The sequence below is a fragment of the Bacillus sp. EE-W1 genome (assembly GCF_009760835.1).
Lineage (GTDB): Bacteria > Bacillota > Bacilli > Bacillales > Bacillaceae_G > Bacillus_A > Bacillus_A wiedmannii.
This window is the reverse complement of the sequence record NZ_WIPE01000019.1, coordinates 23,128-35,957: the sequence shown is the minus strand read 5'-3', so window position 1 is coordinate 35,957 and position 12,830 is coordinate 23,128. Positions and strand designations below refer to the sequence as shown.

Annotated in this window: 11 protein-coding genes and 1 riboswitch; of the genes, 5 read left to right on the top strand and 6 right to left on the bottom strand. The window is 30.7% G+C overall.

Going from position 1 to position 12,830, the window contains the following annotated elements; all coding sequences use genetic code 11:
• Positions 1–207: 207 nt before the first annotated feature.
• Entirely contained in the window at positions 208–1,239 is a 1,032-nt protein-coding gene (locus tag GFJ36_RS01550) for an HNH endonuclease (protein ID WP_098649267.1), read from the bottom strand.
• A gap of 60 nt (positions 1,240–1,299) precedes the next feature.
• Complete coding sequence (locus GFJ36_RS01545) at positions 1,300–1,848, bottom strand: hypothetical protein (RefSeq protein WP_098649266.1); 549 nt, start codon at positions 1,846–1,848, stop codon at positions 1,300–1,302.
• 219 nt (positions 1,849–2,067) lie between these two features.
• On the opposite strand from GFJ36_RS01545, the gene GFJ36_RS01540 reads away from it, so the two are divergent.
• Positions 2,068–3,603 (top strand): Eco57I restriction-modification methylase domain-containing protein, encoded by a 1,536-nt coding sequence (locus GFJ36_RS01540; protein ID WP_098649265.1) that lies wholly within the window; start codon positions 2,068–2,070, stop codon positions 3,601–3,603.
• A 12-nt stretch (positions 3,604–3,615) separates the two neighbouring features.
• A complete protein-coding gene (locus GFJ36_RS01535; protein WP_098649264.1) occupies positions 3,616–4,554 on the top strand; it encodes a BsuBI/PstI family type II restriction endonuclease in 939 nt (312 codons plus the stop codon).
• A 752-nt stretch (positions 4,555–5,306) separates the two neighbouring features.
• Here GFJ36_RS01535 and GFJ36_RS01530 read toward each other — a convergent pair.
• From GFJ36_RS01530 to GFJ36_RS01520, 3 genes are all read right to left on the bottom strand, one after another.
• On the bottom strand, positions 5,307–6,482 hold the full coding sequence (locus tag GFJ36_RS01530; protein WP_098649263.1) for an AIPR family protein: 1,176 nt from the start codon (positions 6,480–6,482) through the stop codon (positions 5,307–5,309).
• A gap of 468 nt (positions 6,483–6,950) precedes the next feature.
• Positions 6,951–7,202 (bottom strand): helix-turn-helix domain-containing protein, encoded by a 252-nt coding sequence (locus tag GFJ36_RS01525; RefSeq protein ID WP_098649262.1) that lies wholly within the window; start codon positions 7,200–7,202, stop codon positions 6,951–6,953.
• A gap of 140 nt (positions 7,203–7,342) precedes the next feature.
• A complete protein-coding gene (locus tag GFJ36_RS01520) occupies positions 7,343–8,332 on the bottom strand; it encodes a phage/plasmid replication domain-containing protein (protein ID WP_098649261.1) in 990 nt (329 codons plus the stop codon).
• Between the two features lie 366 nt (positions 8,333–8,698).
• Between GFJ36_RS01520 and GFJ36_RS01515 the strand changes: the two genes are divergently transcribed.
• The 3 genes from GFJ36_RS01515 to GFJ36_RS01510 all read left to right on the top strand — a co-directional run bounded on the left by GFJ36_RS01515 (position 8,699) and on the right by GFJ36_RS01510 (position 11,228).
• Positions 8,699–9,199 (top strand): hypothetical protein, encoded by a 501-nt coding sequence (locus GFJ36_RS01515; protein ID WP_098649260.1) that lies wholly within the window; start codon positions 8,699–8,701, stop codon positions 9,197–9,199.
• Between the two features lie 389 nt (positions 9,200–9,588).
• Entirely contained in the window at positions 9,589–9,750 is a 162-nt protein-coding gene (locus GFJ36_RS28950; protein WP_180227930.1) for a hypothetical protein, read from the top strand.
• Positions 9,747–11,228, top strand: a complete 1,482-nt coding sequence (locus GFJ36_RS01510; RefSeq protein ID WP_098649259.1) for a recombinase family protein — start codon at positions 9,747–9,749, stop codon at positions 11,226–11,228. The genes GFJ36_RS28950 and GFJ36_RS01510 overlap by 4 nt, the downstream gene beginning before the upstream one ends.
• Here the strand turns inward: GFJ36_RS01510 and rlmD are convergent.
• Positions 11,221–12,600, bottom strand: coding sequence for a 23S rRNA (uracil(1939)-C(5))-methyltransferase RlmD (rlmD, locus tag GFJ36_RS01505; protein WP_098649258.1), 1,380 nt, complete (start codon positions 12,598–12,600; stop codon positions 11,221–11,223). The two genes, GFJ36_RS01510 and rlmD, sit on opposite strands and share 8 nt — an antisense overlap.
• A gap of 121 nt (positions 12,601–12,721) precedes the next feature.
• Positions 12,722–12,823, top strand: a riboswitch (purine riboswitch).
• Positions 12,824–12,830: the final 7 nt, after the last annotated feature.

Sequence of the window (12,830 nt, the reverse complement as noted above, 5' to 3'; positions counted from 1 at the left end):
GGGTCTTACTGCCCATTAAAGCGGGATAAACCAAAAAGCAGATGGTATAGATTCTCCTATATCAACTGCTTTCCTATTATACCAACTTCAGCCAAGCTACACACTCCACATGACTGGTATGCTGAATATAGACAAAATATAAAATTGATGTAGTATTGTTCACCTAACCCATAAACTATAGAATCTTTTATTTACAGCAAAATTTAATTAGTTACCTTCTTTATAATTTTTTCCTAATGAAGGAATCAGCCAATTAAGTTGAGCTATTTCCGAATCTGTATAAACCTTTTTTTCAGTATAAGAATATGTGATATCTATTGTTTGTCCTTTCACCTTTTCACTTGTTGAAAAATCCTTAGAATTTATATGGATAACATCATCCGGTAAGACCAGTGCATACTTGGACGGAAGTAACACATGCTTATATATTTCTTTTTGAACATCATCATTGTAATCTGGTCCTGCAAAAGGAAGATAGACTTGATAACTAAAATTCCCAAGACAAATCACAAAAATACCGAATGGTGATTTTTCACTTGATTCCCTTTTCCTTATAGCCAAGACCATTTCAATATCAACAAATGGTTTTGGTCCAGGAATGAACTGTTCAAAAATTTTACAAGTTGGGGTATCATGTAATAAATAGTTTTCTTCTCTAATCCAATCAAATGTCTCCCAAAAATACGGCAAATAACGTTTTGGCATTATAGAAAGCGCCATTTTCACAAAACATTTATATACAGAGATTGGAATGTAAGGGCTTCTCTCTCCTTTTATAGTAAATGAATTAGTACTTAAATCCTCTACTATATTACCACTATCAATTACATCCTGAATGATAACTCTGTTCTTCTCTTCTTTATCATGCTCAACTCTTAGCCCAGCTTTATTCTTATAAACCGGAATGCCAGTCTTACCTCTTATACCTGTTGTAGAGCGTTCGAATGAAAGGTAATTTGCCAATTCACTTTCCAGTTTAGAAAAGATTTTATTGCACTCATCACATTCTTCATATGAAATCAAAACTTTATTCCCAACTAACTCAGGTATCGCATGAGCAACCTTCTTAAAAGTTGTTTCTCCCTTTTCTTTACCACAAAATCTACATTTTCGTTTACTCTTATCTCCAATAAACTTCTTATCAGCATTTCCGATGTTCTCAGTCTTAAGTTTGTAGGTTCTAATATCATAATTTTCCATATAGAATTCAATATGTTTTTTCGCATCATTTCTGTTCACTTTATTCACCCACTATTTACAGTGTTTTATAATGTATATTCCATAGATCAACTATACCCTTTATGAATATATAGCCTCTCTTATCTCAGGTTTTAATTCATATTTACAACCCATATTAAATCCAAAAATCTCTAAAACTTTATTCCCATGTTTTTGCATTTGTTCTTCTTGAAAGCGATACGCATCTCTTTCGGATGGTAATTTATAATATGCTTCAAGATTCCCATCAATTATAGCTATTTCTTCTTCATTTTGGAATAAATTATTTTCATTTTGCCAGGCATGGCGAATCTCATGATATACATTACCAATTAACTCCATAACCTCACCTGGTTTTCTTTTTATATCTCCAAACAGAAATAAGAAAATTTTAATTTTCCCTTTCTCTCCAATAGTTATGCCCGCAATCTCAGTTTGACCACTTAATACCTGTACATAATTCTCTTCTTTCATATCAGGCCTATTTTTTTGCTCTTTTTGAAGCTTTTCTCGATTTTCATAAAAGTATATAGTGTAATTTAAACCTCTATATTCCTCATCTAAAAGCGCAACACATTTCTTAATTTTAATTTTCAACCCTTTTTTTATATTTCTTATACTTATCCCCATAACTATTCCCCTTTGTTTTCATTAGTTTACTTATTAATATAATAAAACTTGTCTATATTGTTTTATATCACCATATTTAGTTATCTAAAGTGTTTCTATTATTAAATACAAGTTTTATTCATTCTTATTCTCTTCACACTTCCATATTGTTTTTTGTTGCTGAATGTTTTTCTATGTTAAAATGTTATGATATATTACGTTTAATTTTGAGGTGCAATTATGTTAATAAACCAGCTATATGATACAACCCTACAATATAGTAATACTGTAACAAAAGCTAACAGAAAAAAGATAGGACAGTTCTTTACTCCACCTTCTGTTGCAGATTATATGGGACAGCTTATGCAAACGAACCAGAAAGAGATTAGAGTTTTAGATGCTGGTGCAGGTACAGGCATGTTAGGTGGTTCTATTTGCCAACATGCTTTCAATAATAAAGATATTGAAGCAATTCATGTAGATTTTTACGATACAGATGAAAATATTATCCCATTTTTAAATCAAAATATCGAGTTAATGCGTCAAGATGCGGAAAAAAAAGGAAAGAAGTTCACTTATAATATAATTCAAGAAAATTTCATCTTATATAATGAAACGATTTGGCAAGATAACTTTTGCATAGAAGAAAAAGACAAATATGATGTAATTATAGGAAATCCCCCCTATAAAAAAATTGGCAAGTCCGTTGAAGAAGCAGTAGTTATGTCTTCCATAGTGTATGGGCAACCCAATACATATTTTTTATTCATGGCAATGTCTACAGCATTACTAAAAGAACAGGGAGAAATGATTTACATCGTGCCTCGTAGCTTTACATCTGGTCTTTATTTTAAAAAATTCCGTGAGTATTTTTTAAACACTGTAAAATTAACACACCTACACCTTTTCCATTCACGCAGTGATGTTTTCGACAATGACAAAATATTACAAGAAGCAATTATACTAAGAGCAGTTAAAACTAATGAAACAACAGATTCTATACATATTTCTTCATCAGAAAATATGTTTATTGAAAATAGTTTTGTCCACCAAGTTCCTTATAACACTGTGGTAGATATGAATTCTGAAAACTTCTTTATGCTGATACCAACTTCTATAAAAGAGGTTGAATTACTTTCCCTTGTTCATTCATGGGAGAATAACTTAATCAATTTAGGTTTCAAATTAAAAACGGGACCTGTTGTGGATTTTAGATCGTTAGATTTAATACAAGAAAACGAAGAGGAAAATACAGTCCCTCTTTTATGGGCTAATCACTTTAAAAACAACAAAATATTATTTCCACTTTCTACATCTAAAAATCCACAATTTATTGTTGATACTCCAGAAAGCAAAAGTGTTTTACTGCCCAACAAAAATTATTTATTAATCAAGAGATTTACAAGCAAAGAAGAGAAAAGAAGAGTCCAGTGTGCCCTATATCTTAAAGATGAATTTTTGATTGATAAAATCGGAATAGAAAACCATATAAATTATGTCACCAAACTAAAAGGAGAGATGACAAAAGAAGAATTATACGGATTATATGTCCTGTTTAACAGTACATATATCGATTCATACTATAGGATTTTAAACGGGAGTACTCAAGTAAATGCAACAGAGGTAAATTCTATACCACTTCCACCACTTAATACTATTAAGATACTGGGAAAATCACTAATAGAAATGGAAATTGATTTCATATCAACGGAAATTTGTGATGTAATTATAGGAGAAATTTTTATAAATAACAGATTAGAAAAAAGCAAGAAATAGAGGGGCAGAGAAATGAGAAAGCTACAAGAAGCAAAAGATATACTTAAAGCATTAGGTATGCCAAAACAGCAATATAATGATAGAAGTGGTTATGTTTTGTTAGCTTTAGCAGGAGTAAAGGAAAATGATCGTTGGAATGACGCCACTATCAATTCACTCCGAATTGTCGATATAATGGATTTTATGGCGGAAAATTATAATAAAATTTACAAGCCTAATAGTCGAGAAACAATTAGAAAAGAGAGTATTCACCAATTTGTAGACGGGGCAATTGCAGTTTCTAATGATGATGATGACGAACGAGCTACTAATAGTCCAAAATACTCTTATAGATTAACGAATGAGACCTTAGAAACCATTCAATCCTATGGAACAAATAATTGGGAAGTAAAATTAAGCAATTGGTTAAAAAATCACGAAACCCTTGTTGAAAAGTATACACAGACTCGTGAGATGGCATTGATTCCTGTCGCCGTAAATGGACAAGAACTTCATTTCAGTCCTGGAAAACATAATCAACTTCAAAAAGCGATCATCGAAGATTTCGCTCCCAGATTTGCACCTGGTGCGGAAGTACTTTATGTAGGTGATACGAAAAAGAAAGATTTGATTAAAAATAGGGAGACACTACAAGAACTTGGCGTTCTCATAACCGACCACGATAAACTTCCTGATGTTGTTCTTTATGTAAAAGAAAAGAATTGGTTATATTTTATAGAAGCAGTAACCTCTGTAGGTCCTATTTCGATGAAGAGAATAAATGAAATCCAAGCTATGCTAAAAAACTGTGATTGTGGTGTTGTATACGTTACCACTTTCTTAGATATGTCCAGCAAAAATGGATTCAAAAAATTTATTGACCAAATTGCTTGGGAAACAGAAATTTGGATAGCAGACAATCCAGATCATATGATTCACTTAAATGGCGACAGATTCTTTGGTCCTCGTTAATAAAGAAAGTACAATTTAATGTTAATATACAAAGAAAACGAATCAGCTAAAGCCGATTCGTTTTCACCTTCTTACAACATTAAAATATTTAATACCCACAAGATAAGGATTAATTAGAATATAATTTATAAAATGAACCCATAACTTTATTAATATTAATCAAAATATCTTTGACATTCTTCAGCTGATTAATATTAGAATAGGCATTTTATCTTATATTAAATCTTGTGTTTCATACTTAATAAATATAGTCATATCTGCCTGTATAATCTCCTTATAGCGTTCCTATATCATTTCTAATGTTTTTCTATACATCCAGGGACAATCTTCCTTAAACAGGCTTTTAACCCCTTTTAATCCCATCTACTCTCTTATTATGGCATTCTAATAGTCTATTAATTTCAAAATCCACTGCATATACATAACAATATTACAAAAAATAAATATTTTTATATATTAAGCCCTTATTTTTAACGTTCTTTTATCTTTCAGTTCAAAATTCTCATCGAAATATGCCTAATACTTTATAAATATTAATATTAAAAATGAAAATTAAGTTACACTAATCACATTAATGTACTTTTGTAATTTCTTGTTTTAAATAATCGCATCCCTTACATCTAATTATTTTTAATACAATCAACTTATCTTTAAAAAATAGTTCAATTAACTCACATTCCCTACTACACTTCAGGCACCTTATATTTATTTTCATAACTACTACCTCTTAATTTAATTACGATTTATACATATTAATTATTAATTTCATACGTGTTCCAGGACCCTTTTTTATTTATATGCCTATCTACAATTAAATAAAGTATTCCCCAGAGGTTTCTATCTCTGCTTATCAAATTAATATTTTCATGATGACTTTTTTGAAAAGCATATGATAGTTTACGAAATAACTCTGAGCTACACTTTTGATATAACTCTACCGGGTTTTCATACCATCCTATTATTTCCTTATCTTTGTCATACTTAATATTTGCTCTAAAACTTGCTAATATTGGATAAAGAAATTGCCTTGGAATTATAAATCCTGGTTTTTCGTTAAGAAACACTGTCCGTTTTGCTTTTTTATTATTTTCTGCACCTTTAATAATATTTAATTTCCTCATATCCTTTGACAAATGAAAATTAAGTTCAATGTATTCTTTTAGCACCAAAATATCATTAATGAGCGGAACAACGTGCTCATACAGCTTTTTGTTTTTCTCCCAATTCCTAAATACTTGACCTTTATTTGTAGCTGAAGCATTTGGCTCTTTTTGTCTATCAGAATACACACTATTATTTGTTTCTACATTAAATAAGTTGATTATTGCTATTAAATCAGTTACCTCAATAGCATTTTTATTTTTAGTTTTACATCCGGTATACCAAATTATTTGCTGTCTATATCTATCCTCCATTGATTGTTTTATTAATTCAAAATCTCCCCTTTTATTATTGAAGCAATATTTTTTTACAGGTTTTCTTAGATTTGTTTTTTCTGAATGCATTGCCATCTCAGCTTGAGTCAAATCTGCTTCTTTTACTTTTAATAAATACATACCTTGTAAATTTTCTCCTAATTTTTGTTGGGCATTCAGCATAACTTCTTGAGTATGTCCTCCATCTTTAATTCCAGATTTCGGATTAAAATATAAACTTATTACCCCCGTTACCTTATCAATGCTTACCTTATTTGCGTTCAAAGCTATTCCCCCATGAAAATCTATATATACGTTGGGATTCTTTTCTAAGGTTTGAAGTACTCCTTTATATATATCGTCTTTATAAAGGGATTCTGGTTGGCGTATATTCCCTTCATTGGGAAGTCTCTTATGATTTTTACATTTAACTAAAACAAAAAAGCGTGTTAAATTATCTTCTAAGGTAATACTCATGTAATCTTCATATTTTATATCTACACGTTCTTGCATCTCTATATCACTCCAAAAAACATTTATAATCTTAAGAATGACAATAGATTAACAGTATATTTATAGTGTAACAATGTGAATTAATGGGATATATTTACTATAGTCAATATCAATTTTTCATTTCTAAATTTGATAAAACAAAAGCGTGTTATATCAACAAAATTTATTTACTATAGTCAACGAAACAAATGAATTTACCATAAATTACATATAAATATTTTATATTCTCTCTCTATTAATCACTTTTATATAAAATAAAAAGTCTGTCCCATTACTTTTAAGACAGACTTTTTTGCTACATACCTACTTTCAACATCTGAAAGTTTTTACGTAATTCTTCTAATTTCATCAATATTGCAGACTCATCTTTTCCTTCTATATCTTCACATACCATTCAATTTTTCCAATAGAATTAAAAATACCCTTTCTATTGTTGTATCCTTTACGCTCTTATAAAATGAATCTGAGTTATTCATGATCTACATCACATTTACAACCATAAAAAAATATACTGTTAATTTCTTCAGTACTAATATCTAACGCTTCTGATAATTTAACTACAGCTTGAATACTTGGATTAGTCCTTACACCATTCTCGATAAGGTTAATATAACTCGCGCTTAATCCTGTAATTTTTCCAAGTTCACTTAAAGAAAACTTCTTTTTTTTACGTAATTCATAAATTTTTTTCCCAAATCCCCTTTTTTTATCCCCTTTCATCAATTATCTCCTCCTTTAAAAAACTACTAAAATGTAGTACCTGTTTATTTTATATATATAATTATATGCATTTAGATTCTATGTTATAACTAATAATTTAAATTATTCACTTCTACTATCGTTAATTTATAAATTTCATATTAAATGTTAAATGGGTTCTTTATCTTCTTCTCTGCTCCTAAATTTAGTTTATTGTTCTTTGGAAGTAAAACAGGATTAATGTTAAACGCTCTTAAATAACCAAGATATTTTTTAAATAGGTATTCAGTATATAATGTATGTTTTTTATTCTTATTTTCTTCTTTCCATTGCTTTACCCCATCGACCCCATATCGGGATATATCACAAAGAAATTGACGTAATTTAACTTTTTCCTTATCTTTTAAACTACTGCTATTAATTATTTTCTCAGCATGATAAATACTATAATAATCTCCTTCATAAATAATATTTTTCATATAGTTATTCATATATTTTTCCCATAAACCTTTTTTAAAATAATCCTTTAATGTCTTTTGAATACCATTTTTAGATCTCATATTTAATAAATGCTTATTTTGAAGCCTAATTTCAAATCTTAAAACATCTCTTTCATATTCTTTAATATCAGTCTTAGTTTCCAATCGTTCCCGCTCTTTATCATAAATAATTCCATTTATACTCTTAGAATTAAAATACATTGTAGTTTTGTATTCTTGATTACTTCCTTTTTTTCGATTACATCTCTTTTGATGTCTATACTTTTTTGTTAACTTTTTGTATAAACAAAATAAATATTCCCTATGTTTTTGATTTTTAATAACTATATCATAACGATAATCAATTCTTAATAAGGTTAGCCCTACTTCATTATCACTAAACAAAAAGTACAATACTTCTTTTATCTTTTCTCTAATCAATCCATAATCTTCCTCAACAATTACTCCATTTTCTCTTGAAAGTAACTCAATAAAATCAACAATAATGTACATAAGCCAAGCACCTTCACGCTTTTTAAAATATGTAGTAATACCCTTAAATTGTTTTTGAATAGTACTATTAATGAGCAGTATTGTTGTATTAAACCTGTCTTCCATTTTATATTTCTGCTCTTCTGATAGCTCTACATAGAACATTCCTGTATGGACCATCTAAATACCTCCTTTTTTCTATTGACGGGAAAAGTAAAAAGCTTATATAGCAATACTTACACTGCTATTTTGGGGATTTTTTTCCCTGAAAGTGAATAAATTTATTACCTCTTCAACACCATTGATAATGGCATTTCACCCTTATTTAGATTAAGTGTTCAATATTATTGCTCCAATAAAAAAAAACACCGTATCCCCTTATACAGTGGCTCTTATAAAAATATTCAAGATGTCATACATTTGTATGTTTGACCTAAGGTTTATGCATATATAAATTCATTATTTCAATGTATATAAGAATAATTTTTTTTTAGATATCTATAATAAATAAACATTATAAAAGTACTGAAAGGGGCGATATTATTTATGAATGAAAAAGAATTCTTTGAAATACATACTGAAGAAAGAGTGAAAATAATAAATGCAATGTTAGAAGAGGAATCGAGTAAGCCACTTGAAAGTGTTGCAAAAAGAATTGGAGTTAAATATTCTACTTTTACTAAAGAAATGCAAAAGGACAATTATGTTTATATTCAACGAAAAAATAAGTATTTTAAATTCTATGACGAAGAAGAACTGGCCACATCTACCCATTCAATTAACGAATTCGAAAGAGAATTGAATTTTCTAAAGGTAAATTTTGATTCCTTAAAATTTTTAACTCAGAATAAAAATAAGAAATTATTAATTTTAGATGAAGACGTGTATAAGAAAACTAATAAACATATTACAAAAACTATTAAAATTAAAGAAGACATCTATTATATGTTTAATCAAATGTGCGAAGACCAGTTTTCCCATTACAAAATACAAGACCTCTTTGCACAATCTCTTTTAGAATTTTGTAAAAAATATTCAAGTTCCTAAGACATTAGTAAAAAACTAATGTCTTTTTACATAAAAAAAATAGCTACAAGGGTTAGACAAGGTACGACCATTTTATTATTCCCTCTACTTTTAATATTGCCTAAACTTATCAACAAATATGATTAATGTCTTTATCTCAAGAGTTGAAACAGGGGTCAAACAGGGTACGACCGTTTTACTATTTATCAAACTTTCAATATTGATTAAACTTACAACAAATGGAATTGATATCTTTTATCTCAAGAATTGAAACAAAGATCGGGACAGGATGAAGCATTCCTCTATTTATCTAAGTTTCTATAGATAACATTATTAAATTCACATTAATCAATTTATATATTTCCGTACACTAAACGGAATCTCACCAATAAATATCAGGAGGAATATACATGAATATTGAACGAGTATTTAACACAAAAAATGAGATAAAAATGGAGGATATTATTAATTCTATTATTAATGATAAAATTGACAAAATTATTGAGAATCATTACGCTTTCAATAAGGTGAACTCTACTACATCCACTAAAAAGGGAAGTGATGTAGCATGAAGTGTGCTGTATATATTAGGGTTTCAACAGATAAAGAAGAACAAAAACAATCATTAACCAATCAGCGAGACCTTTTTATCAAATACATATCTGAAAGAGGCTGGGACATTCATGAATTTTATGAGGATGTCGAAACTGGAACCACTGATAAACGTGAACAGTTACAACGACTTATTACAGATGCTAAAGAAAAGAAATTTGATGTTATTTTAGCGAAAGAACTATCTCGCTTAGCTCGAAACGGGGGACTATCTTATCAAATACGGGACCTTGCGGAGCAAAAAGGGATTCATATTATTACACTGGAAAATGCTATAAATACATTAGAGGGAAATAACAATATGTTCGGTCTATTTGCTTGGATGTATGAGCAAGAATCTCAAAACGTCAGCAATCGAGTGAAATCAGCTTTAAAAACCCGTGCTGAAAAAGGGCTATTTAAAGGCTCAATTCCTCCTTATGGATACTCTCTAATTAATAGAAAACTTTTCATCAAACAAGATGGAACAGCAGATACAGTAAGAAGAATTTTTACATCCTATCTATCAGGAAATGGTTTCGATAAAATTGCCAAGGATTTATATAATGATGGTATTCCTACACCTTCACAAATTAATGGCAAGTTAAACGCTAATGACAAATGGCAAGGCTCAACAATTAGGCTTATACTAACTAATCCTAATTATACAGGGGACTTAGTCCAAGGGCGTTCTACGACCAAAAGTGTAACAAGTAAAGTTCGTGAATTTTTAAATAAAGAGCAATATATTATTGTTCCTAATACTCACGAAGCTATAATTTCAAAAGAAGATTTCGAAGCTGTTCAACTACTTATCGAGAGTCGAAAACGTACTCGACCACAAAGCGAGGCTCATTTATTTACAAACACATTATACTGCCATGAATGTGGAAAAGGTATGCATTTCAAAAACACCAGAAAAGGATATGTCTGTGGAAGTTTTAATCGACATGGAAAAAAAGCATGTACCCCACACTTCATTAAGGAGTCTGAACTAACACTCTTAGTACTAAACGAGTTCGAGTCATTATCTTCCGTATTAAAAAATGATTCTTTCATTCCTATGTTGGAAAGCAAGCTAAAAGCTAAAAAACAAAAAATCAATCATGACATAAGTAAATACACTAAAGAAATAGAAGCGTTAAAAAAGTCAAAAACAAGGACAATTTCTTTATTAGTTGAGGAAATCATTACCAAAGATGACTACAATGCATTTACTTTAGATACTAATAAGCAAATAGAGGCCTTATCTCTAAAAATAAAAAATCTTATGTCTATTATTGAAATAAGCAATGACCAATTAGCGATAGCTGAAATGAAAAAACAACTTGATTCTGTTACTTTATTCAATGAATTAACTCCCACAATCTTACATCGATTAATTGATAAGATTGAAATAAAAGCATGTGGAACACCGAGAATCCATTATCGATTCTCGGTTCCACTTTTTACTATTTAATTCTTTTTAGCCACGCACAGCATTCTACGTGAGTCGTATGCGGGAACATATCAACAGGTTGTACTTCCTGCGTTTTATATCCGCCTTCTTCCAGTACTTTTAAGTCACGTGCTAATGTTGCTGGGTTACATGATACGTATACGACGCGTTTTGGTTTCATGTCGATGATTGTGTTTAGTAGTGCATCATCACAACCTTTACGCGGTGGATCTACGACCATTGTGTCGGCGATTATGCCTTCTTTGTACCATTTTGGAATAACTACTTCTGCTTCTCCTACGCCAAATTCAGCGTTTGTCATGTTGTTTAGTGCTGCGTTTCGGTTTGCGTCTTCGATTGCTTCTGGGACGATTTCAACACCGTACACTTTTTTCGCTTTTTGCGCTAGGAATAAGGAGATTGATCCAATTCCACAATAGGCGTCAATTACTGTTTCGTTGCCATCTAATTTTGCATATTCTAACGTTTTATCGTATAACACTTTCGTTTGTTCTGGATTTACTTGATAGAATGAACGTGCTGAAATTGCAAACTTAATGTCACCGATAAAGTCATAAATGTATTCTGATCCGTACAGTACTGTCGTTGTGTCTCCGAAGATTACGTTTGTACGTTTCGTGTTTACGTTTTGAACAATCGATTTTACTTCTGGGAATTTTGCAGCAATTTCTTCAATGATTGCTTTCTTGTTTGGTAATTCTGCTGTACGAGTAATGAAGACAAGCATAATTTCCCCTGTTACTTGTCCGTAACGAGCCATTACATGGCGAAGTGTTCCTTTATTACGCTCTTCGTTGTATGCCGAAATACCGTGTTTTTCACAAATACGTTTTACTTCCTGGATTAATGTATCGTTTTCTTCTGCCTGAATTAAACATGATTCCATATTAATGATGTCATGTGTTCCTTGGCGATAGAAACCAGCGACAAGTCCACCTTCACGTTCTCCAATTGGTACTTGTGCTTTGTTACGGTATACCCATGGGTTCTTCATGCCAAGTACAGGGTGCACAGGAACATCGCTTAATCCGCCAATACGCTGCATAACGTCACGTACTTGTTTTTCTTTCGCTTGTAATTGTCCTTCATATGTTAAGTGCTGAAGTTGACAACCGCCGCACTGATTGTACACTGGGCATTCTGCATCTTTACGATATGGGCTCTCTGCATGAAGCTTCATTAAACGACCGAATGCGAAGTTTTTCTTCACTTTAATAATTTTAATTTGTGCTTCTTCACCTGGTAATCCGTTTTTAACGAAAATAGGATAGCCCTTTACTTTCGCAACACCGGCACCATCATGTGTTAAATCTTCAAATACTACATCTATAAACTCATTTTTCTCAACTGGTGGCGTCATTTTTGTACTCATTTTCCGACCTCTCTTTTTCATAACACTGCGTTACATTTTATCATACTTATATGGTCTATTTCTATCGGAAGAAAAAAAGCTATTGACGATAGTTCTCCGTTAATGTTACGCTACTACTAATTTAATACGGACGATGTTACCTCATATATATTCGATAATATGGATCGAGAGTTTCTACCCGGCAACCTTAAATTGCTGGACTATGGGGAAAACTAATGAATATTAGCCTA